The organism is Embleya sp. NPDC059237, from assembly GCF_042754105.1.
Lineage (GTDB): Bacteria > Actinomycetota > Actinomycetes > Streptomycetales > Streptomycetaceae > Embleya.
On sequence record NZ_JBHZAE010000005.1, the window covers coordinates 185,500 to 205,183 of the forward strand.

The window sequence follows — 19,684 nt, forward strand, 5'->3', positions numbered from 1 at the left end:
GCGGCGAGGAGCCCGAAGGGCGGATGCCGTGCATCGGAGTGCCGGAGAAGCAGGTGCATAGTGGTTTTCTATTCGCCTGTTTCTCCGGGGCGTGTTTCTCCGGGGCGGCGAGGTGCGGTGCCGGGCGTCGTGGAGCTCGGCGGGGGTTTGAAGACACGCGCTAGGTGTATTGCCCACGCCGACCGCACCACGTTGCCGGTTGGCGGCCGACAGGGGACGGGTGCGCGCCGGTTCGGCGCTCGAAGCGGACCGGGAGGGACTCCGGGCCGCGCAGTGCCGTGCCGAGCAGGCCGCGTACCCGGGTGGGTGCGGTGAGTCGTAGTGCCGGCAGGCGTTCGAGGAGAACCTTCAGGGCGGCGCGGATTTCGGCGAGCGCCAACCATGTGCCCAGGCACACGTGCGGCCCGTCGCCGAAGGCGAGCGTGGCGCGTGTCCGGCGGCCGATGTCGAACACGTCGGGATCGGGATACCGGGCCGGGTCCCGATTCGCGGCGGTGATCGCGAAGATCAGCGGCGTCTCCGCCGGGATGTCGAGGCCGAGGCCCTGCCAGGCGGATACCGGAGCGGGGCACATCCTCGGCAGCAGGCCCACCGGCGGCTCCCAGCGCAGCGCCTCCTCGACCACCCACTCGAGTTCGGTATCCGGGTCGGCGAGTGTCCGGGACAACTGCTCGGGATGGGTGAGCAGGGCGAACAGAGCGTTGCCCAGGCCCAGATACGTGGTGTCGGCGCCGGCCGGGAAGAGCAACCGCAGGAAGGACAGGATCTCCTCGTCGGTGAGCCGACGCCCCTCCGCCTCGGTGTGCGCGAGGGTGGAGAGCAGGTCGTCGCCGGGATCCCGCCGCCGACGCGCGACGATCGGCGTCACGTACGCGGTGAATTCGCGGGACGCGCGCTCGGCCGCCTCCGGCGCCATCGGGAAATGGAACAGGTCGACCGCCCAGCGCCGGAAACGATCCTCGTCGTCCATCGGCAGTCCGAGCAGCCGGGTGATCACCCGGACCGGGTAGCCGTGGGTGAACTCGGCGACCAGATCGGCCTCGCCGCGCGCCGCGAAGCCGTCGACCAGCTCGTGGGCGAGCGGTTCCAGGATCGCCTCGACCTGCTCGGTGACCACCCGACGTCGAAAGGCGGGCACCACGAGCTTGCGGTTGATCCGGTGCTCCGCGCCGCGCATGCACTGGATGGTGTGGCCGAGCACGGGTTCGGTGGTGGCGGCGTATATCGCGGACGCGGGAAATGCCTCTTCGTCCTTGAACGCGGCGGTCACCAGGTCGTGGGTCAGCAACAGCAGTGCCCTGGTCCCCAGGAACGGCACGACGGCGTACGGCTTGCGCGCCCGCGCGGCGGCGAGCACGCCGTGCAGGTCGGGGATGTCGTCGAAGGCGAAGTCGTGGCCCTCGATGTCGAAGGGCGCGCGGGGGTCGAACGGGTCGACGGTCATCCAGCCTCCTCGGCCGAAGCTCCGGCGACGACGGCAGCCCGTCGGTGTGACCGGGTGACGAATATTCGTCGTCGAAGTGACGTATATTCGTTGACTCTAGGGATGCCGTCCGACCGGAGCAAGGGGTGCCCATGGCCGCGTCACCACCCACCGAACGGGTCGTGGCCGTCGTCGAGTTGCTGGCCGCCGCGCCGCGCGGGTTGAGCGTGTCCGAGGTGGCGGCCCGGCTCGACCTGAACCGGTCCACCGCGACCGCGGTGCTCGCCGCCCTGGAGGCGCCCGGCTGGGTGCTGCGCGGGCCGGATCGGCTGTACACGCTCGGCGCCGGACTGCTCGCCGTCGCCGACGCGGTCCGGGCCCGGGTACGGCTGCCGGCCGCCGCGGCGGAGGTGTTGGCCGAACTCGCGACGCGGGTCGGATGCGGGGTGGCCCTGTCGCTCGTCGGCGTCGATCAGGTGGTGTTCGTCGCGGTCGAGCCGGGACCGGGTCGGGTGCCGGCCGGGATCGAGGTGGGCACCCGGTTGCCGCTGCGCCCGCCCGCCGGCGCCGCGGTGATGCCCTGGCGGCCGGCCGCCGAACGTGCCGTCTGGCTCGCACACGCACCAGAGTTGGCCCCGGTGCTGGACACCATCCGCGCGCACGGCGTGGCCGCCTGGCGACCGCGCCGTGACGCGGCCGAGCTGTTGCCGGTACTGCGGGACGTGGTGGGCCTGTTGGACGAACACCCCGGACGGGCCGAACTGCGCGCCCGCGTGCTCGACCAACTCGCCGCGATCAGCGCACACGCCTACACCGACACCGAGTTGACCTCGGATCGCACGCTGCCGCTGAGCCATCTGGCCGCGCCGGTACGGGACGCCCGCGGTCGGCCCACCCACGAACTCCAGATCGGCCCGCTGCGGGCCGCCGTCGGCCCGAGCGAACGCCGCGATTACATCACCGAGTTGCGCACCGCGGCGGAGCGGTTGTCGGCCGCCTGCCCGCTCCTTCCTTGACCGGGTCCGGCATCCGGGTTTGGCTGGGCCCATGAAACTCCGCATCGGCGTCGGCCTCGGGCCGCGCGACCCCGCCGACCCGGTCACCTTCGGCGATCTGGTCGTGCACATGGAGCAACTGGGGGTGGATTCGCTGTGGTTGCCCGACCTGCTCGGCGGCGACCTGCCCGACCCCCTCGTCGGCATCGGCTACGCGGCCGGCCGTACCTCGCGCCTCAAGCTCGGCAGCGGGGTGACCGTACTGCCGGGACGCAACCCGGTCGCGGTGGCCAAGGAGTTGGCGACCCTGGCCGCGCTCGCGCCGGGCCGGATCCTGCCGGTGTTCGGCGTGCAACACGCGACCGGGCGCGAGCGGCCGCTGTTCCCGATTCCGGGGCCGCGCGGCGAGGTGATGGACGAGGCGCTGACCGTCGTACGGCTGCTGCTCGAAGGGGAGGACGTCTCGTTCGAGGGCAAGTACCACACCCTCGACCACGTCACCATCGGCCCGCGCCCGGCGCGCCCCCTGGACCTGTGGCTGGGCGGCGCCGGACCGCGGTCGTTGCGCCGGGTGGGCCGGCTCGGCGACGGGTGGCTCGGCGCGGCGCTGACCCCCGACGAGGCCGCCGAGGCGCGACGCACGATCGAGGCCGCCGCGGCACAGGCCGGGCGTACCGTCGACGACGACCACTACGGGATGAGCCTGACCGTCGCGTTCGAGGACGAACCGGGCCGCGACTTCGGCGCGTTGCGCCGGCGGCGACCCGACGTGGACATCGCCGGGCCGGCGCCCACCGGATGGGCCGCGACGCGGGCGTTGATCGGGCGCTACGCGGCGGCCGGAGTGAGCAAGTTCGTGATCCGCCCCGCCACGACACCGCGCTCGTGGACCACGTTCCTGACCGCGTTCGCCGCCGAGTTGTTGCCGCTGGAGACCTGAACGATCCGGCCGTGTCCGGACATCGGCGCCCCGCCCGCTCACAACCCGAGAACGGCCCGCAACGCCACGTCCACCTGCTCCATTTCCTCCGGCCCGACGTCGCCCAGATACGTGCCCTGCTCGAAGCGGTGATGCCGTGACGTGTACAGGTCCGGAGCGAGCACCACACCCTCGACCGGGCTGGTGATCCGCACCGTGACCAGCGACTCGCGGCGGTCGCCGATGGTGTCCACCAGCGCGCACAACGCCGCGCCCGGATGCAGCGCGGCGACGTGGTCGTTCTGCACGATCATGAAGGTGCGTTCGCGGCCGACGGTGGGAATCGTCCACACCTGGCCCCGCCTCAGTGGCCGCACGGCCGCGCCCCCGCTCTTTTTCGGCGGCCGAATGTGCGCGCGACCGCACCCGCCGACCGGCCGCACCGGGCCGCCGGCGTCGAACGGTCGCGGTCGGGGACGAAGCGGTTGCCGGTAGCCATGCCCCCAGTCGTACCAGACGCGACGGCACCCGAATCGCCAACAGGGCGCGCGTTCGCCGCCGGCGCACGGATTCGATCGTTACCCGAGCGGCCCCGCCGCGTTCCCCCATCCCGGGTGGGCAGATCCCCCGCGAGAGCGAAGCGCCGCCGAACGCGCAACCGCGACACTGTCGGGGACGCCCACCCAGGAGTACGCCGTATGTCCGACCACCTCGCCGCGCACGACGCCGATCATCCCTGCGTCGATCACCTCGCCGCGCGCGACGCCGACCGGCACGTCCGCGACCGCGCCCGGCACACCCGCGATCTGATGCGGCGGATCGATCCGCAACTGCTCGACGTCATGATCGCACTGCTGGTGCAGTTCCTGGTGTCGCTGCCGTTCCTGATCTACCTGCGCTCGCCGTACCGGCTCGGGTTCCTGCTGCTCAGCGGGACCGCGATCCCGCTGATCTGGCGGCGCAGGCAACCGTTCGTGGTCGCGTGCGTGGTCGCGCTGTTCGCGGTGCCGGCCTCGCTGCACCATCGGCCCGGCCAGTCCTTCCAGTTCGGCATGACGATCGCCATCTACACGGTCTTCTCGCTCGGTCGGCGCTGGGAGCGGATCGCCGTCGCGGTGCTGGCCCTGCCGATCACGCTGATGGTGGAGTTCGCCAAGGACCAGCCGCCGCAACAGGCCACCTTGGACATCCTGACGCTGACCGCCGCCGCCGCCTTCGGGCTGGCCACCCGGCACCGCACCGCCTACATCGCCGAGATCGAGGAGCGCACCCGGCGACTGGAGCACGAGCGCGACCTGGAGATCCGGCGCGCCGACGCCGAGGTGGCCCGGGCCGCCGCCCGCGAACGGGCCAGGATCGCCCGCGACATGCACGACATCCTGGCGCACGCGGTGAGCCTGATGACCGTACAGGCGGAGGCCGGGCCGGTGGTGGTGCGCAGCGATCCGGCCCGCGCGGAGGCGGCGTTCGACGCGATCGCCGACGCCGGACGCGACGCGATGGTCCAACTCCGGCGCATCCTGGGCACGCTCAAGGACGACGCGGAGGCCGGGGCCCGGGCGCCGCAGCCCACCGTGGCCAATATCGCCGACCTGGTCGCCGAGGTCGGGCGGACCGATCTGAAGGTGGTGTACGAGAGCGTCGGCGAGCGTCGACCGCTGCGCTCCGACGCGGAGATCGCCGCGTACCGTGTGGTCCAGGAGGCGCTGACCAATGCGGTCCGGCACGCGCAGGCCACGACGGTGACCGTACGACTCGAATGGGGCGAGGACACGATGGGGATCACCATCACCGACGACGGGCGGGGCGGTCGGCCGCGTCCGGGCGGGGGCCACGGGCTGATCGGCATCCGCGAGCGGGCCAGCGCGTGCGGGGGCACTGTGGTGGTCGGACCGCGGGTGACCGGTCCCGGGTTCGAGGTCGCGCTGCGCATCCCGCTCGACGCGACGCGGGTGGCGCGATGACGATCAAGGTGGTGGTCGCCGACGACCAGGGACTGGTGCGCAGCGGCTTCGCGATGATCCTGGACGCGCAGTCCGACATCTCGGTGGTGGCCGAGGCGGGCGACGGGGTGGCGGCGATCGAGGCGGTGCGCGCGCACCGGCCCGATGTACTGCTCCTGGACATCCGGATGCCGCGGATGGACGGCATCGAGGCGGCCCGGGTGGTGTCCGCCGAGGCGCCGGCGTGTCGGATCGTCATGCTGACCACGTTCGACGTCGACGAGTACGTCTACGACGCGCTCTACGCGGGCGCGGCCGGGTTCCTGCTCAAGGACGTACGACGCGACGACCTGGTGCACGCGGTGCGCATGGTGGCGAGCGGCGAGGCGCTGCTCGCGCCGTCGGTGACCCGGCGACTGATCGCCGACTACACGCGCCGACTACCCCGTACGGAGCAGCAGCCCCAACCCTCCGAGCGGTTGGCCGTGTTGACCACGCGCGAGCGGGAGACGATGCGCTGTCTGGCCCTCGGGATGTCCAACGCGGAGATCGCCGAGGCCCTCGTGGTCAGCGAACATACGGTGAAGACGCACGTCAGCAGCATCCTGGGCAAGCTCGGCCTGCGCGACCGGGTGCACGCGGTGATCTGTGCCTACGAGACCGGGCTGGCCGTGCCGGGCGCCGCCTGAATCGCGCGCCTCGCTCGTTCGGGGGAGTGACGCGCGGAATCTCCGTCCTACAGGGGGAGTAGACGGTGATGCGGAAACGGTTCGTACAGCCGATGCGGCGAAGTACCCCGAAGGCGAATCCTGGTGTGGCCCGAGGGGACTGACCCGTCGGGGGCTTCGAACGGGGGCGCCATGACCGACGTTATGCAGCACACGACCGCCGAACTGTATCTGCGGCTCAGCGACTGCACGATGCGCGTGGGCCGGGGCTCGCGGGGCCGCCCGGCGCTGGAGGTATACGCGGGCTACCGCCTGATCGACGTGGCGGTGGCCGGTTCCACCCTGGCGCCGACGCTGCTGCGCGGCGCGCTGCGCTCGGCTCGCCGCGAGCCGGCCTGGGCGCTGGCGTGGGGTGTGCTGCCCGAGGACGGTGTGCCGCCGCGGATCGAGTTCCGCCGAGGCCGCTTCGTGCTCCAGGCGCCCGCCACGATCTTCGCCGACCGCTTCTGGGTGGCCACGGTCCCCGGCACCTACCGCTCCCTGGCCGTGCGCACCACGGACGCCGCCCCCGTGGAGGGCGGCCGCCTCACCCGGATGCGCCTCCCGCGCCTCTAGGGAGGCGGTGTGCGCGGCGGGCGCCCGCTCAGTCGAGGCGGGTGACGTTCTGGAGCAGGCCCCAGGTGAAGTCGACGCGGTGCTCGACGCCGTTCTCGGTGATCACGCTCGCCCAGCGACCGGGCGCGGAGCCCTCGGTGTGGCGCAGGGTCGGGAAGGCCGCGGCGACGTCGGCGATCACGAAGTCCCAGGGGCGCAGGTCCGCCACCGTTTCGGCGGGCGGGGTCGTGGCGGGGTCGGCGCGGACCAGCCACTCCTGCCAGACCCGTCCGTCGGGGCCGGTCAGGATCTCGAACCGCAACTGCGGCCACAACGGCAACGTCCACCACTGAGCCTCGGCGGTGAGATCCCCGATCGCGCGTCGGGTGCGTCCGTGCGGTTCGCCCAGTGCGGCCCGATAGGCGCGCCCGGGGCCGCCGACCGCCCGGCTGCGCACCATGCGCTGCCACTGCGCGTTCACCTCGCGCATCCGGGATCGGGTGAACTCCAACTCGCGGACGGCATCCGCGACCAGATCGGGTTGGTAATCGCCCATGCGTCGCAACAACACCAGACAGAACTGATCGGGTCCCACGATGCAGATCTCCGTACTCGTTCGTTCGTTACCGCTTCCGATCCATCCCTATCCACAAAGCGGACGCTCGCGCAGGCATTCCCGGCACGTCGATCGTCCGTGGTGTCGTGGGACGCGGCCGGGCGCCTCCTCGCAAGGTGTATGACCGAGGTGCTGTGATCTGACGGTCCGTCAGCGCTATCGTTTGCCCCGACGTCATCGGGCGGCCACCGGACAACCGGCGCCGACCCATTACATGGCAAGGGGTGCACATGATCGTCGACTACATCCGGATGCTCGGAGCGGACCGCATCGAACATCCCGGCGGAACCCTGCTGGCCCACCTGACCCGGGTCGAGGCGCTGCTCGACTCCTGGGGCGCGCGACCGGCGCTGCGTACGGCCGGCCTGTGTCACGCGTTCTACGGCACGGACGGCTTCGCCCCCCACCTGCTCCCGCTGGACCGCCGCGCGGAGCTGGCCGGCCGGATCGGAGTGGACGCCGAGCGCATCGTCTACTTCTACGCGAGCTGCGACCGGGCCACCAGCCACCCCACCCTGGTCGACGGCCCGTTCCGGGACCGCTTCACCGGCCGGACCTACCTGCCCGCCGAGGCCGAACGCCGCGACTTCGCCGAACTGACCGCGGCCAACGAACTCGACATCGTCCGGGTCGACCCCGAGGCCCGCGACCGCTACGGCGCGGGCCTTCGGGACCTGCTGGCGGGCTTTCGCCCCCTGCTCAGCACCGCCGCCCGGGACGAGTGCGAGCGGGTGCTCGGCGACCGCGCCGCGCACACCGGGTAGCGGACGGGTCAGCGGCCGTCCGTCGTCGGACGGTGCTCGACGTACTCCACCACGGTGCCGTCGGCGTGCCGCGCGGTGAACCCGGATCCGGTCGGGACGCGGCGCGGCGCCTCGGTGATCTCGGCCCCGGCCGCGGCCAGACGGTCGAGGTAGGGTGCCAGCTCGGGTACCAGGAGGGTGCCGGTGGTGGAGCGGAATCGCTCCACCGTGGCCGGCTCGCCCTCGATCAGCAGGAAGCCGCCGACCGCGGCGAGGGCGATGCCGAACTCGCGGAAGGTGAACCACATGTCGCGCTCCACGCCCTGGAGTTCCTCGTAGAACCCGGCGGCCGCCTCCAGGCCGCCGGGCTCGACGAAGACGCGGATGAACGCGCGCGGGGTGGTCAGCGTGGACGAGTCGTTGCTGCGGCGCCACATGATGTCCGCGGTGGGGTCGGTGGGTGCGGCCTCGGCCCATGCGGGGGTGGTGACGGGTGTGTCGGTCATCGGAACGGTTCCTTTGCCAGTGGCCGGCGGCCCTCGGTGGTGCCGCCCGGCGGTGTGCGTCGGTACGTCCGCCACCCTCGCGCCGCCGCCGGCGTCGAGCCAGGCTCCGGCTTATACGGTGAGCGGCGGTCATAGGCTGGGCCGATGGGCATTCGGGACGAGCACGATCACCGGCACGAGTTGGGCGCGTTCCTGCGGGCGCACCGCGAACTGCTCGCCCCCGAGGACATCGGGCTGCCCCGCTCGCCGCGCCGCCGCACCCCCGGGCTGCGCCGCGAGGAGGTCGCCGCGCTGTCGGGGGTGGGCGTGGCCTGGTACACGTGGCTGGAGCAGGGCCGGGTGGACACCTCGCGGCAGGTGCTGGAGGCGGTGGCGCGCACGCTGCGCCTGGACGCCGACGCCCACCGGCACGTCCTGGAACTGGCCGGCTTCCACGTGCCGGCCGGGCCGGGCCCGATGCCGGTCGACGCACTGCGGGCGATGGTCGAGGGCTGGCCGATCAGTCCGGCGCTGGTGTTGGATCCCGCGTTGGACCTGGTGGCCTGGAACCACGCCTGGCGGCTGATTGCGCCGGACCCGGCCGAGCTGCCCACCGAGCGCCGCAACCTGCTGTCGATGTTGCTGACCGACCCCGCGTATCGTGTGCACTTCCCCGCGCACGAGACGATCGCCCTCGACCTGGTGCGCCACCTGCGCACCCGCGCCGAACAGCCGCGCGGCGCCGAGATCGCCGCCGAACTGCGCTCGGCGCGCCCGGACTTGGCGCCATGGTGGGACTGCCGGGCGGTCGGGGTGTTCGCGCCCAGGACGGTGGCGACCCGGCCGATCCGCGGTGTGTCGCCGCGGTTCGCGTTGTCCCTGCTGACACCGGCCGAGGCGCCCGACGCGACGGTGCTGGTGGGCACGCCCGTCGACGCCGAGACGATCGCGCACATGGCCGGCCGGGCGGGAACGGAAGCCGGATTCGGCGGACACGCAGTCCTTGGGGTCCGTAGCTTGGAGGGGTAGCGACTTCCGACGGGAAGGCAGAACTCATGGATTCCGCCACCCTGGCCGTACCCGGAGCCGAGCTGTACTACCAGGTGCACGGGTCGGGGCCCGTGCTGCTGCTGATCAGCGGCGGCAACGCCGATACCGGCCTGTACACGACCCTGGCCGAACGACTCGCGGCCCATCACACCGTCGTCACCTACGACCGGCGCGGCAACTCGCACAGCCGACTCACCGAACCGCCCACCGAGCAGCGGATCGAGGAGCACGCCGACGACGCACACCGCCTCCTGGCCGCCCTCACCGACGAACCGGCGACCGTCTTCGGCAACGGGACCGGGGCCACCATCGGGCTCGACCTGCTGGCCCGACACCCCGACCAGGTCCGCCTGTTGATCGCACACGAGCCGTTCCTGCCCGGTGTGCTGCCCGACGCGAAGTACTGGCGCGAGACCTTCGACGAGATCCACGACCTCTTCCTGCGCAGCGGACGGGAGGCCGCGACGGAGGAGTTGATCCGGCTGTTCGACGTGTCCGTCCCGACCGTGGAACCAGGCGAACTGTCCGACTCGGCGCGCGAGATGCTCGACCGGGTGTTCGCCAACGTGGACTTCAACCTGGCCTTCGAAATCCGGTCCTTCGCCCGTTACGAAGCCGATCTCGCCGCACTGCGCGGCGCGCCGCTGCGCCTGGTGGCCGGCGACGAGGGAGCACACACCCCGCTGTATCGCACCGCCGCGGTGCTCGCCGAGCGCCTGGATCTCCCCCTCACCGAATTCCCGGCCGACCACGTGGGCCACATCATGCGCCCGGACGAATTCGCCGACGCGCTGTTCGAGGTACTGGACGTGGCCTGACGGTCCGACCCGGACGGGGCGCCACGCGGTTCGCCCCGTCCGGTCGGGTGTGCGGTGTTCATGCCTGCGTCGAGTCGTCGGTCACGGTCAACACCGCCTTGCCGCCGAGTTTGCGGTCGCTCAGCAGGGTCGCCGCCTCGGCGATGTCGGTCCAGGAGCCGCGCCACGCGATCTGTGGGTCGAGGTCGCCGTGTGCGGTTCGGGTGGCGAGCCAGGCGAGGTCGGCGTCGATGCCCGCGAGGTCGTCGAGCAGGAAATAGGTGACGATCGAGCGGTTGTGCCGGCCCGCGTCGCCGAACAGCGCGCCGAATGCGAACTGCTCGCCCTCGCCCGTGGAATGGCCGAGCGCGACGAGCGTGCCGCCGGAGGCCAACAGGTCGTGGGCGGCGGTCAGATGCGGCCCGCCGACGTTGTCCAGGACGCCGTACACGGGGGCCGTCTCGTACGGCAGACCGCCCGTCAGCACCTCGGCCGCGCCCAGCGCCCGCAGTTCGTCGACCCGGGCCGGATCCCCGGTGGCCGCGACCACCTCGGCGCCGCCGCGCGCGGCCAGTTGTACGGCGAACCGGCCCACCCCGCCGCCCGCGCCGGTGATCAGCACGCGCCGACCCAGGATCGGGCCCATCCGGCGCAGGGCGCGCAGGGCGGACAGGGCCGCCACGGGCAGTGCCGCGGCCGACGCCATCGGCAGGCCGGCGGGCACCACGCCCAACTGTCGCGTCGGCACGGCACGCAACTCGGCCCAGGCGCCGTCCCCGCCGAGCGTGGCCACGGGGGTGCCCACCGCGGGGCCCGACCCGTCCGCGGCGGCGCGCTCCACGACGCCGGCCGCGTCCCAGCCGGGGATCGTGCCGTTCGCCCCGGACGGCACCGCGAAGAGCACCTCACCCGCGTTGATCGAGATCGCCCGGACCCGAATCAGCGCCTCGTCCGGCGCGGGCTCGGGGTCGGGCACCTCGGCGAGGGTGAGGTGGGACGCGACGGCGTGGTCGATGACAAGGGCGCGCATGGTGGCTCCGGGGCTGGTACGGGCTGGACTGCCGAGCCCGAGTGTGGGGCTCGCCGCGCCCACTGTGCCACTGAGTGGCATTTGCTTACAAGAGGCTTTGGCGGCCGATGGGCATGTGTGGGTAGAGTGGGATCATGACCACCGAACTGCCGCTGCGGGAACGCAAGAAGCTGCGCACGCGGCAGGCGTTGGCCGCGGCTGCCCTGGAGTTGTTCACCACCAAGGGCTTCGACGCGACGACGCTCGACGAGATCGTCGGCGCGGTGGAGGTCTCCAAGCGCACGTTCTTTCGCACCTTCGCGTCCAAGGAGGACGTGGCCCTCGCCCCCGAGCGCGAGCTGTGGACCGCCTATCTCGTCGACCTGGCCGAACGCCCGTTGGCGGGACGCGTCCTGACGATCTATCAGGACGCCCTCACGGAGACCCTCGGCGCCATGCCGGCGGACTGGGCGGACCGCTTCGCCGCCAGCCGGCGGATCGCCGACGCCACCCCCGCGCTGAACGCGCTCAGCCTGCGGTTTTGCGCGGACACCACCGACGCGGCGGTGGATACGCTCGCCGACCGGCTCGGTCCGGACGCGCCGGAGCGGATCCTGTTGCATCTGCCGCTCGACACGATGCTCGCGGCGTGGCACTGGGCGCAGCGGGAGTGGACCGCGCGGGGTGCCGGGCCGGGGTTGGCCGGGCATCTGGAGCGGGCCTTCGCGGCGATCCCGGGGAGTCTGGAACTGGCGATCCCGACGACCTCGGCCTGACCCGGCGCGAAACGCCGAGCCGGCCCGGGCGCGCGTCGGAGGACGGCGGCCGGGCCGGGGGCTGGGCGCTGGGGGGTGAATCCGCCGGTCAGGCGGTGGCGCCGCCGTCGAGGACCAGGTCGGTGCCCACCGCGAAGCCCGCTTCGTCCGAGGCCAGGTACAACACGGCGGCGGCGAGTTCGGCGAGGTCGCCGACCCGGCCGGACGGGTTCTGCGCCTTCATCCGGTCCGACCGCTCGGCCTCGGTCTCGCCGCTGCGCAGCGACATCGAGGTGTCCAGCGGGCCGGGGCTGACCGCGTTGATCCGGACGCCGTCGCCGATGTGGTCGAGGGCGGCGTTGCGGGTGAGTGCGCTGACCGCGGCCTTGGAGGTGACGTAGGCGCCGAGGTTGGCCAGTCGGCCGTGCGCGCCGAGGTTGGACGAGATGTTGACGATCGCGCCGCCGCCGTTGGCCCGCATGTGGCCGATCTCGTGCTTCATGGACAACCACGTGCCGGTCACGTTGATGTCCAGGGTGGCCCGGAAGTCGGCCTCGTCGAGGTCGGCGAGCGGGCCCACGCCGACGATCGCGCCGGCGTTGTTGACCGCGACGTCGAGGCCGCCGAAGAGTTCGACGGTGCGGGCGACGAGCGCGGCCACGCTCGCCGAGTCGGTCACGTCGGCGGTGATGGCCGCGCCGCGCCCGCCGTCGGCCTCGATCAGCCGGACGGTTTCCTCCAGCGGCGCGACGCTACGGCCCGCGACCGCGACCGCGGCACCCTCGCGGGCGAAGGCGAGCGCGATCGCCCGGCCGGCACCGGAGCCGGCGCCGGTGACGAGGACGGTCTTGGCGGTGAAACGTGCGGACATGGTGGTGTCTCCCGAGGTGTGTGGTGGTGCGGTGATGGTGGGTTGGTGGGGATGGTCGGGTTCGGTGGTGAACTACGGGGCGCGGTCGGGATTTCGGGCCTGCTCGCCGTCCCGCTCCCGGTCCTGGTCCGGACCCCCGTCCCGGACCAGGACCGCCGCCGCCACCGCGGTCAGCAGGAAGACGACTCCGGCGGTGCCGAAGGCCCAGGCGTAGCCGCGGATCGGGTCGGTGCGCGTGGCGGCCACCGACATCAGCGCGGCCAGGCCGACGGTGGGGCCGAGTTCCATCGCGGTGTTGAGGACGCCGCCGGCCAGGCCCGCCCGGTGGGCGGGTACGTCCCTGGTGGTCAGCACGGCGGTGCCCGCGAAGACGAGCGCGGCGCCGATCGGGAGCAGCACCAGGCCGGGCAGCAGGTCGACGGCGTAGCGGCTCGGGTGGTCGATCCGGGCGAGCAGGAGCAACCCGGCGGCGCCCACGACCAGCCCCGCCACGGTCGCGCGGACCGGACCGTACCGCCCGATCAGCGGCCCGGCCGCCCGGCCCGCCCCGATCAGGGCGGCGGTGAACGGGACGAACGCGCCGGCCGTCGCGAGCGGAGACCAGCCGTGTTCCTGCTGGAGGTAGAGCGAGATCAGGAAGCTGATCGAACCTGTGCCGGTGGCCGCGAGCAACACCCCGACCAGGCCGAGGATCCGGCGCCGATCACGGACGAAGCCCGCGGGCAGCAGCGGATCGGCCACCCGGTGCTCGACCGCCAGGAACGCGGCGAGCAGGACCACGCCGGCGCCGAGCGGGAGGAGGACGACGGTCGACGTCCAGGCGTGGTCGCCGGTGACGGTCAGCCCGTAGCCCGCGAGCGTGATGCCGATCGTGGCCAGGACCGCGCCGAGCGGATCGAGGCCGGGGCGGCGCCGCGCCGCCGGTACGGACGCGCGGGGCAGTCGCGAGGGCGCAAGCAGCAGACCGAGCGCGGCGACGGCGACCGGCACGGCGAACATCCAGCGCCAGGACACCCACGTGGTGAGCACGCCCGAGGCCAGGTTGCCGGTGGCGGCGCCCAGGACGGACAGGCCGCCCCAGGTCGCCATCGCCCGCCGGTACGCGTCCGGTTCGGGATGTACCGCGCGCAGCACGGCCATCGCGGCGGGCGCGGCGAGCGCCGCCCCGAGCCCCTGCCCGAAGCGCACCGCGACCAAAATCGCGAAGCCCGGCGCGAACGCGGCGACCGCCGAGGTCAGGCCGAAGACGACCAGGCCCGCGGTGAACATCGAGCGCCCGCCGTACCGGTCCGCGAGCCGCCCGCCGAACAGCAACAACCCGCTGAACGGCAGCCCGTAGGCGGCGCTGAGCAACACCAGATCGGCCGAACCGAGACCGAACTCGCGGCCGATGTCGGGCAGCGGCACGCCGATGATGGTGATCGTGAAGATCAGCGTGGCCTGCACGGTGCCGAGCAGCGCGAAGGCGCCGGCGGTCGAGGCTCCGCCGCCCCCGGCGCCCGGCGATCGGTCGGTCGAGCTGCCGAGCGCGTGGTCGGGCCTGCTGCCGATCCCGATGCTCGTCATGTCGATTCCCCCTTGCTGCCGACAGTCTTTTCGGATCGATCGTTCTTGATTGAGAGCATGATGCAGGGCATGCCGCATCGAGTGATCGAGTGATCGAGTGACGGAGCGCATCACGGCGGGCAGGTCCGGCCCGAGTGCCGACGAGGCTCCCCGCGCGCGCCGCCCGGATCAGTCGAGCAGGCTCAGCGCCTGCTGCGTCGCGTCGCGCAGGCGATGCGCGTCGGGGCCGGCCTTGCCGACCACGCGCATCCCTTGGAGCACCACCAGCAGGAAGCGGGCCAGGGCCTGCGGATCCCGATCCGGACCCAGCTCGCCCTGGGCCCTGGCCCGGGTGAGCGCGAGGGTCAGATTGGTCTCCATCTGATTCCAGCCGCACTCGACGATCCGCGCCGCGCCCGCGTCGTGCGCGGCCAGTTCGGCGGCGGTGTTGGTCAGGAAACAACCGCGCAGCCGGGTCGGCTCCTCGGACGCCTGACGGGCGAACCGCTCGACCAGCGCCCGTACGGCCGGCAGTACCGGACCGGGCTGGGACAACTCCTCGAAAAGCTCGGGATTGCGCGCCTCGCGGTAGCGGTCGAGCGCCGCGAGGTAGAGGTCGTGTTTGTTGCCGAACGTCGCGTAGATGCTCGCCCGGGCGATGCCGAGGTGCGCCACGAGGTCCGCCATGGAGGTCGCCTCGTAGCCGCGCTCCCAAAACAGTTCGAGCGCGGACTGCAAGGCGGCGTCGGGATCGAATTCCTTGGTCCTGGCCACGGATGTGACTCTAGGGCATTCGAGAATGAACGGTCAAGAAATGATTCGCTCCAGGACCGGGAACCGAGGACATTGCGGCAAGCTTTCGACCGCATTCGCTTCTAGTCTGCGGGCATGGAGATCACCACGCTCAGCGTCCGTCGGCTCAACCGCGCCCTGCTCGAACGCCAGTTGTTGGCGCGGCGGCAGTCGATCTCGGCCGAAGCGGCGATCACCCACCTGGTCGGCATGCAGGCGCAGGCCCCGCATCCGCCCTACGTCGGGCTGTGGACCCGGCTCGCCGAGTTCGCTCCCGCCGACCTGGCCGACGCGCTGACCGATCGTCGGGTGGTCCGGGTCGGGCTGATGCGCGGCACGGTGCACCTCGTGACAGCCGCCGACTGCCTCGCGCTGAGGCCGGTGGTGCAGCCGATCTACGACGCGGACCTGTACCGCAACTCCCAGCACGGGCTGGGCGAGTCCACCATCGACGTCGGGAAACTCGTCGCCGCCGGCCGCGAGTTGCTGGTCGAGCGGGCGCTCACCGCCAAGGAACTCGGGCTCGCGCTCGGCGAACGTTTCCCCGACGAGAACCCGGCGGCGCTGGCGCATGCGCTGCGCAGTCAGGCTGCGCTGGTCCAGGTGCCGCCGCGTGCGCTGTGGGGGCGCAGCGGGCAGTCCGCGTGCACCACCGCCGAGCACTGGCTCGGCCGCCCGCTCGGTACGGACACCACGCCCGACGCGATGGTGTTGCGCTACCTGGCGGCGTTCGGCCCGGCCACCGTCGCCGACGTACAGGCCTGGTCCGGCCTCGGCCGACTGCGCGAGGTGGTCGAGCGGTTGCGGCCGAACCTGGTGGTCCATCGCGACGAGGCGGGCCGGGTGTTGTACGACGTCCCCGACGCGCCGCTGCCGGCCGAGGACACGCCCGTGCCGCCGCGCTTCCTGCCGGAGTTCGACAACGCGCTGCTGTCCCACGCGGAACGTGCGCGGATCATCTCCGAGCCGGACCGCAAGCGACTGTTCACGGTCAACGGCATCGTCCGCGCCACGTTCCTGGTGGACGGTTTCGTCGCGGGCATCTGGCGGCTCACCCGGGGCGGCAAACCGGTGACGGCCGGTTCGGTCGCCGCAGGCGCCGCCTCGGGGACGCCGCTGGTCCTGGAACTGCAACCGTTCCGGCCGATCGACGCCGCCTCGCGCGAGGCACTGGAGGCGGAGGCGGCCCGACTGCTCGCGTTCGTCACACCCCACCCGAGCGAGGTGCGCCTCGGCTGAGCCCGGCCCGCAGCTCGTGGGCCAGGTCGCGGCCGGCCGGTCGGCGACCCGGGACGTGCAACAGCCGGGCGGTGTCGGCCAGGAGGCGGGTGATCCGGGCCGACGAGACGCCCGGCTGCGCCGGCAGCACGCGTGTGGTCAGCAGGTCGGCGGCGTCGGACCAGGCGCGGGTGTGGGCGAAGGCGTGCAGCAGGTACGCGTGGTCGTTGTGCGCGGTGCGGCTGCCCGGGATCCGTCCCGCAGCGGCCTGCTCGAACAGGGGGATCGCGCGTGTCCAATGCCCGTTGTCGGCGTGCGTCATCGCGTGGTGCCAGGTGATCTCGGCGGCGTCCAGCCACCACGCCCAGGCCGGATCGCGGGTGCCGGGGCCCTGGAGATGTCGGCCGTACGTCTCGGCGATCAGTCGGCGGGCCGCGGCGTGCTCGCCGTACTGGTTGACCGCGCGGGCCCGGCGCATCACGAACAACGTACGGACGCCGGGCGGCAGTTCGTCCCGCAACACGTCGTCGCAGATGCGCAGCGCCACGTCGGGCCGGCGCAGGTGGATGGCCTGCATCGCGAGCTGGGACAGCGCGAAGTGCTCGGCGGAGCGGTCGCCCGCCAGACGCGCGGTCCGCACCGCCCGCGTGGTGAGCCGCCGGGCGAGCGGGTGCCGGTCGGCGTCGTAGGCCAGCCACCCGGCGAGCTGATCCGCCTCCGCCACTGCGGCGAGCCGCTCCCGGGACGGAGCCGCGCCCAGGACGGCCCGCCCCGCCGCGTCGGCCGCGCGGACCGCCGGCCCGAGCAGCTCGCCGGCGCCGAACCGGGTGTCCAGGGCGACCAGTCGCGCGGTGTGCTCCCGCAACCGCCACGCCTCGGCGGCGTCCCGCCGACGCCGCCCCGCCGCCCCGAAGTGCCCGCCGGGCAGGCCCGGTTCCACCCCGACCCGGTCCCCGGCGGCCCGTCCCTGATCCACGCGCCCGTGCTCCGTCGATCTCTCCCCACCCGCGACCCGCCCACCGTGACCCCACGACCCTACGGCGGACCCGGTGGACGGCGCGGCGACGGGTGCCTACATCAGCCCGACCACCCGGGGCGGGACGAACAGGTGGAAGGCCCGATGCTCCGCGGCCACCATCGCGGCGGCGCTGCCCGGATGGTGGGGTTCGGGGCCGGCGTCCAGGATGCGATGGTGCCAGGCGCAACGTTCGCAGCCCGGAGTCCAGTCCGGCAGATGCTCACGGTGACCCGTGACCAGGTGCCGGGCCAGGCGGATCCGGGATCCGATCATGCTGTCCAGCGGGTCGTGATCGACGCCGCGATCGCCGCTCCGGCGTCGCTCGTCGGTCTCCTCCTGGACCCGTTTCATCCGGCGATACAGGCGCACACACTCCGGGCAACCCCACATCCACGGCGGGGGTACCGGCCATTGGTTCTCGGGTCTGCCGTCGTCGGCGGTCATATTCGTCACGGTAGTGGCGCGCCCGGGCGGGTACCAGAGTGTGACGGCGCCGCGACGAAGCGGGTACGCCGATCGGGCTCGGATCAGCCCGTCGCGAGCTCGATGCCCTCGCCGTCGACCGGGCGTCGTACGGAGCGGCTGTCGGTGCCCGCCAGTTGCCCCAGCAGGCGCTCGGTCATGGCCAGCCCGGTGTCGTTGAACACGCCGTCGTGGATCAGCAGCGCCCGGGCCGGATCCACTTCCCGGATGAAGTCGGCCGCGTCGCGAAGCGCGAGCCAGGGCCCGCCGGCCGGGACCAGGAGAGTGGGCGTGGTCTCCTCCGGAACGGTGAGCGCGTCGCCCGGGTGGAAGACCTCGCCCGCGATCAGGAAGCCGACGTTGTCGATGACGTCGATGTCGCGGTGGATCACCGCGTGCTTTTCGCCGTACACGTGCACCGACACGCCCTGCGCGCCGCCGATCTCGAACGTGTCCCCGTGGGTGACCGGGTGGATCCGGCCGGTCAGGTCGGGGAACTGCGCGGCCACGGCCGGGTTGGTCCACACCTCCAGATCCGGGTTCGCCGCCGCGGCGGCCCGTAGCGTTTCGGGGACCACGTGGTCGAAGTGCTCGTGGGTGATCAGGACGACATCCGCACCGACCATCGCGTCGGGGTCGCTGAGCGCCCCCGGGTCGATCACGACGGTGCCGTGCGCCGTGGTCAGACGTACACACGCGTGACCGAGCTTGGTGAATCGCATGGCTCTGCTCTCCCGGGTCGGTGGGTCTGCTGTGGGTCGCGCGGTCGGTGCCGCGATACGTCCCCGGCGCTTCTTGCCGCGGCCCTCGTCGATCATGCCAAGTGCGGGGCCGACATGCGGCGGGAAGGGTGCCCCGGCTGCGAGAGAATCGATCCATGTACGACGATCAGGATCAGCAGGAAGCCCCGGAGTCGATCCCGGTGGGGCGGGCGACCGATCTCGGCGCGGCGTTGCTGATGCCCGACATCGACCGGCCCCGCGCGTGGTTGCTCACGTTGAACGATTCGCCGCAGTCGTACGTGGATCTCGACAAACCCGAGCACCTGGAATTCGAGTACACCCGACGGCTCGGGCATGTCGTCGACCTGGCCGCCGCGCCGGGCGAACCGCTCGCCGCGCTGCACCTGGGCGGCGGCGGACTGACCCTGCCCCGCTATATCGCGGCCACCCGGCCCGGCTCGTTGCAGACGGTCGCCGAACTCGACGGCGAACTGGTCGCCCTGGTCCTGGAACACCTGCCGCTGCCGGCCGGGGCGGCGGTGGACGTACGTACGGGCGACGCCCGCGAGGAGTTGACCGCACGCCCCGACGACTCGGCCGATCTGATCATCGCCGACGTCTTCGGCGGCGCGCAGGTACCCGCGCACCTCACCTCGCGCGAGTTCGCCGTCGAGGTGGCCAGGGCGTTGCGGCAGGGCGGGGTGTACGCGGCCAACATCGCCGACGGCGGCGACCTCGACTTCGCCCGGGCGCAAGTGGCCACCCTGCGCTCGGTGTTCCCCGAGGTGGCGCTGATGGCCGAGCCGGGTGTGCTGCGCGGCAGGCGCTTCGGCAACCTCGTCGTGGTCGCGTCCACGGCGCCGCTGCCGGTGTCCTCGCTGGCCCGGCGGACCGCGGGCGACGAGACGCCGGCCCGGGTGTTGTCCGGCATCGAGGCGCGGGTGTTCTCGCGGGACGGGGCGCCGGTCACCGACGAGACGGCCACGGCGTCGCCGGCGCCGCCCGGGGGGACGTTCCGGATCGGGTGACGGGTCCGGTTCGCGGGTCGGTGCGGAAGGC

22 protein-coding genes are annotated in these 19,684 nt (G+C 72.7%); 11 read left to right on the forward strand and 11 right to left on the reverse strand.

The annotated features are described in order from the left end of the window. Positions 1 to 160: 160 nt before the first annotated feature. Positions 161 to 1,444 (reverse strand): cytochrome P450, encoded by a 1,284-nt coding sequence (locus tag ACFXKZ_RS18045; protein ID WP_380001480.1) that lies wholly within the window; start codon positions 1,442 to 1,444, stop codon positions 161 to 163. A gap of 131 nt (positions 1,445 to 1,575) precedes the next feature. Between ACFXKZ_RS18045 and ACFXKZ_RS18050 the strand changes: the two genes are divergently transcribed. Continuing rightward, entirely contained in the window at positions 1,576 to 2,439 is an 864-nt protein-coding gene (locus ACFXKZ_RS18050) for a helix-turn-helix domain-containing protein (protein WP_380001482.1), read from the forward strand. Positions 2,440 to 2,470: 31 nt separating this feature from the next. Next, positions 2,471 to 3,358: a TIGR03854 family LLM class F420-dependent oxidoreductase gene (locus ACFXKZ_RS18055; RefSeq protein ID WP_380001484.1), complete on the forward strand. Its 888-nt coding sequence runs from the start codon at positions 2,471 to 2,473 to the stop codon at positions 3,356 to 3,358. Between the two features lie 38 nt (positions 3,359 to 3,396). Here the strand turns inward: ACFXKZ_RS18055 and ACFXKZ_RS18060 are convergent, their stop codons facing one another. Next, positions 3,397 to 3,690 (reverse strand): type II toxin-antitoxin system PemK/MazF family toxin, encoded by a 294-nt coding sequence (locus ACFXKZ_RS18060; RefSeq protein WP_126640024.1) that lies wholly within the window; start codon positions 3,688 to 3,690, stop codon positions 3,397 to 3,399. A gap of 345 nt (positions 3,691 to 4,035) precedes the next feature. Between ACFXKZ_RS18060 and ACFXKZ_RS18065 the strand changes: the two genes are divergently transcribed. The 3 genes from ACFXKZ_RS18065 to ACFXKZ_RS18075 all read left to right on the forward strand — a co-directional run bounded on the left by ACFXKZ_RS18065 (position 4,036) and on the right by ACFXKZ_RS18075 (position 6,563). Beyond that, on the forward strand, positions 4,036 to 5,301 hold the full coding sequence (locus ACFXKZ_RS18065) for a sensor histidine kinase (RefSeq protein WP_380001487.1): 1,266 nt from the start codon (positions 4,036 to 4,038) through the stop codon (positions 5,299 to 5,301). Further along, on the forward strand, positions 5,298 to 5,969 hold the full coding sequence (locus ACFXKZ_RS18070; RefSeq protein ID WP_380001489.1) for a response regulator: 672 nt from the start codon (positions 5,298 to 5,300) through the stop codon (positions 5,967 to 5,969). The genes ACFXKZ_RS18065 and ACFXKZ_RS18070 overlap by 4 nt, the downstream gene beginning before the upstream one ends. Positions 5,970 to 6,140: 171 nt before the next feature. After that, entirely contained in the window at positions 6,141 to 6,563 is a 423-nt protein-coding gene (locus tag ACFXKZ_RS18075; protein ID WP_380001491.1) for a hypothetical protein, read from the forward strand. A gap of 28 nt (positions 6,564 to 6,591) precedes the next feature. Here ACFXKZ_RS18075 and ACFXKZ_RS18080 read toward each other — a convergent pair whose 3' ends face one another. Further along, entirely contained in the window at positions 6,592 to 7,137 is a 546-nt protein-coding gene (locus ACFXKZ_RS18080; RefSeq protein ID WP_380001493.1) for a hypothetical protein, read from the reverse strand. Positions 7,138 to 7,388: 251 nt separating this feature from the next. Here ACFXKZ_RS18080 and ACFXKZ_RS18085 point away from each other — a divergent pair, with 251 nt between their 5' ends. After that, positions 7,389 to 7,922 carry a DUF6817 domain-containing protein gene (locus ACFXKZ_RS18085; RefSeq protein WP_380001495.1) on the forward strand — a complete coding sequence of 178 codons (534 nt, stop codon included), beginning with the start codon at positions 7,389 to 7,391 and terminating at the stop codon, positions 7,920 to 7,922. A gap of 8 nt (positions 7,923 to 7,930) precedes the next feature. On the opposite strand, the gene ACFXKZ_RS18090 is transcribed toward ACFXKZ_RS18085, so the two are convergent. Next, positions 7,931 to 8,407, reverse strand: a complete 477-nt coding sequence (locus ACFXKZ_RS18090) for a VOC family protein (protein WP_380001497.1) — start codon at positions 8,405 to 8,407, stop codon at positions 7,931 to 7,933. A 144-nt stretch (positions 8,408 to 8,551) separates the two neighbouring features. Here ACFXKZ_RS18090 and ACFXKZ_RS18095 point away from each other — a divergent pair, with 144 nt between their 5' ends. Both ACFXKZ_RS18095 and ACFXKZ_RS18100 read left to right on the forward strand, forming a co-directional pair. Further along, positions 8,552 to 9,415 carry a helix-turn-helix transcriptional regulator gene (locus tag ACFXKZ_RS18095; RefSeq protein ID WP_380001499.1) on the forward strand — a complete coding sequence of 288 codons (864 nt, stop codon included), beginning with the start codon at positions 8,552 to 8,554 and terminating at the stop codon, positions 9,413 to 9,415. A gap of 26 nt (positions 9,416 to 9,441) precedes the next feature. After that, positions 9,442 to 10,254: an alpha/beta fold hydrolase gene (locus ACFXKZ_RS18100; RefSeq protein WP_380001501.1), complete on the forward strand. Its 813-nt coding sequence runs from the start codon at positions 9,442 to 9,444 to the stop codon at positions 10,252 to 10,254. A 58-nt stretch (positions 10,255 to 10,312) separates the two neighbouring features. On the opposite strand, the gene ACFXKZ_RS18105 is transcribed toward ACFXKZ_RS18100, so the two are convergent. Beyond that, positions 10,313 to 11,263, reverse strand: a complete 951-nt coding sequence (locus ACFXKZ_RS18105; protein ID WP_380001503.1) for a zinc-binding dehydrogenase — start codon at positions 11,261 to 11,263, stop codon at positions 10,313 to 10,315. Between the two features lie 134 nt (positions 11,264 to 11,397). On the opposite strand from ACFXKZ_RS18105, the gene ACFXKZ_RS18110 reads away from it, so the two are divergent. Further along, complete coding sequence (locus ACFXKZ_RS18110) at positions 11,398 to 12,018, forward strand: TetR family transcriptional regulator (RefSeq protein WP_380001505.1); 621 nt, start codon at positions 11,398 to 11,400, stop codon at positions 12,016 to 12,018. A gap of 88 nt (positions 12,019 to 12,106) precedes the next feature. On the opposite strand, the gene ACFXKZ_RS18115 is transcribed toward ACFXKZ_RS18110, so the two are convergent. The 3 genes from ACFXKZ_RS18115 to ACFXKZ_RS18125 all read right to left on the reverse strand — a co-directional run bounded on the left by ACFXKZ_RS18115 (position 12,107) and on the right by ACFXKZ_RS18125 (position 15,187). After that, the gene (locus tag ACFXKZ_RS18115; protein ID WP_380001507.1) at positions 12,107 to 12,868 is read right to left on the reverse strand and encodes an SDR family NAD(P)-dependent oxidoreductase; all 762 of its coding nucleotides are present in this window, start codon (positions 12,866 to 12,868) and stop codon (positions 12,107 to 12,109) included. A gap of 72 nt (positions 12,869 to 12,940) precedes the next feature. Continuing rightward, positions 12,941 to 14,434: an MFS transporter gene (locus ACFXKZ_RS18120; protein ID WP_380001509.1), complete on the reverse strand. Its 1,494-nt coding sequence runs from the start codon at positions 14,432 to 14,434 to the stop codon at positions 12,941 to 12,943. A 168-nt stretch (positions 14,435 to 14,602) separates the two neighbouring features. Next, positions 14,603 to 15,187, reverse strand: coding sequence for a TetR/AcrR family transcriptional regulator (locus ACFXKZ_RS18125; RefSeq protein ID WP_380001511.1), 585 nt, complete (start codon positions 15,185 to 15,187; stop codon positions 14,603 to 14,605). A gap of 114 nt (positions 15,188 to 15,301) precedes the next feature. Between ACFXKZ_RS18125 and ACFXKZ_RS18130 the strand changes: the two genes are divergently transcribed. Next, positions 15,302 to 16,444, forward strand: coding sequence for a winged helix DNA-binding domain-containing protein (locus ACFXKZ_RS18130; RefSeq protein ID WP_380001513.1), 1,143 nt, complete (start codon positions 15,302 to 15,304; stop codon positions 16,442 to 16,444). Here the strand turns inward: ACFXKZ_RS18130 and ACFXKZ_RS18135 are convergent. The 3 genes from ACFXKZ_RS18135 to ACFXKZ_RS18145 form a co-directional block, all read right to left on the reverse strand. Beyond that, positions 16,410 to 17,399, reverse strand: coding sequence for a hypothetical protein (locus ACFXKZ_RS18135; protein WP_380001515.1), 990 nt, complete (start codon positions 17,397 to 17,399; stop codon positions 16,410 to 16,412). The two genes, ACFXKZ_RS18130 and ACFXKZ_RS18135, sit on opposite strands and share 35 nt — an antisense overlap. A 96-nt stretch (positions 17,400 to 17,495) precedes the next feature. Further along, positions 17,496 to 17,885 carry a hypothetical protein gene (locus ACFXKZ_RS18140; protein ID WP_380001517.1) on the reverse strand — a complete coding sequence of 130 codons (390 nt, stop codon included), beginning with the start codon at positions 17,883 to 17,885 and terminating at the stop codon, positions 17,496 to 17,498. Between the two features lie 83 nt (positions 17,886 to 17,968). After that, complete coding sequence (locus ACFXKZ_RS18145; protein WP_380001519.1) at positions 17,969 to 18,625, reverse strand: MBL fold metallo-hydrolase; 657 nt, start codon at positions 18,623 to 18,625, stop codon at positions 17,969 to 17,971. Between the two features lie 155 nt (positions 18,626 to 18,780). On the opposite strand from ACFXKZ_RS18145, the gene ACFXKZ_RS18150 reads away from it, so the two are divergent. Further along, positions 18,781 to 19,653: a spermidine synthase gene (locus ACFXKZ_RS18150; protein WP_380001521.1), complete on the forward strand. Its 873-nt coding sequence runs from the start codon at positions 18,781 to 18,783 to the stop codon at positions 19,651 to 19,653. The last annotated feature ends 31 nt before the right edge of the window (positions 19,654 to 19,684 follow it).

What these genes read in the sequence shown, in the direction of transcription:
- ACFXKZ_RS18140 (WP_380001517.1), bottom strand. Translation starts at nt 17,885, where the DNA reads ATGACCGCCGACGACGGCAGACCCGAGAACCAATGGCCGGTACCCCCG.
- ACFXKZ_RS18110 (WP_380001505.1), top strand. Translation starts at nt 11,398, where the DNA reads ATGACCACCGAACTGCCGCTGCGGGAACGCAAGAAGCTGCGCACGCGG.
- ACFXKZ_RS18120 (WP_380001509.1), bottom strand. Translation starts at nt 14,434, where the DNA reads ATGACGAGCATCGGGATCGGCAGCAGGCCCGACCACGCGCTCGGCAGC.
- ACFXKZ_RS18050 (WP_380001482.1), top strand. Translation starts at nt 1,576, where the DNA reads ATGGCCGCGTCACCACCCACCGAACGGGTCGTGGCCGTCGTCGAGTTG.
- ACFXKZ_RS18095 (WP_380001499.1), top strand. Translation starts at nt 8,552, where the DNA reads ATGGGCATTCGGGACGAGCACGATCACCGGCACGAGTTGGGCGCGTTC.
- ACFXKZ_RS18105 (WP_380001503.1), bottom strand. Translation starts at nt 11,263, where the DNA reads ATGCGCGCCCTTGTCATCGACCACGCCGTCGCGTCCCACCTCACCCTC.
- ACFXKZ_RS18055 (WP_380001484.1), top strand. Translation starts at nt 2,471, where the DNA reads ATGAAACTCCGCATCGGCGTCGGCCTCGGGCCGCGCGACCCCGCCGAC.
- ACFXKZ_RS18075 (WP_380001491.1), top strand. Translation starts at nt 6,141, where the DNA reads ATGACCGACGTTATGCAGCACACGACCGCCGAACTGTATCTGCGGCTC.
- ACFXKZ_RS18115 (WP_380001507.1), bottom strand. Translation starts at nt 12,868, where the DNA reads ATGTCCGCACGTTTCACCGCCAAGACCGTCCTCGTCACCGGCGCCGGC.
- ACFXKZ_RS18145 (WP_380001519.1), bottom strand. Translation starts at nt 18,625, where the DNA reads ATGCGATTCACCAAGCTCGGTCACGCGTGTGTACGTCTGACCACGGCG.
- ACFXKZ_RS18045 (WP_380001480.1), bottom strand. Translation starts at nt 1,444, where the DNA reads ATGACCGTCGACCCGTTCGACCCCCGCGCGCCCTTCGACATCGAGGGC.
- ACFXKZ_RS18150 (WP_380001521.1), top strand. Translation starts at nt 18,781, where the DNA reads ATGTACGACGATCAGGATCAGCAGGAAGCCCCGGAGTCGATCCCGGTG.
- ACFXKZ_RS18100 (WP_380001501.1), top strand. Translation starts at nt 9,442, where the DNA reads ATGGATTCCGCCACCCTGGCCGTACCCGGAGCCGAGCTGTACTACCAG.
- ACFXKZ_RS18065 (WP_380001487.1), top strand. Translation starts at nt 4,036, where the DNA reads ATGTCCGACCACCTCGCCGCGCACGACGCCGATCATCCCTGCGTCGAT.
- ACFXKZ_RS18085 (WP_380001495.1), top strand. Translation starts at nt 7,389, where the DNA reads ATGATCGTCGACTACATCCGGATGCTCGGAGCGGACCGCATCGAACAT.
- ACFXKZ_RS18090 (WP_380001497.1), bottom strand. Translation starts at nt 8,407, where the DNA reads ATGACCGACACACCCGTCACCACCCCCGCATGGGCCGAGGCCGCACCC.
- ACFXKZ_RS18070 (WP_380001489.1), top strand. Translation starts at nt 5,298, where the DNA reads ATGACGATCAAGGTGGTGGTCGCCGACGACCAGGGACTGGTGCGCAGC.
- ACFXKZ_RS18130 (WP_380001513.1), top strand. Translation starts at nt 15,302, where the DNA reads ATGGAGATCACCACGCTCAGCGTCCGTCGGCTCAACCGCGCCCTGCTC.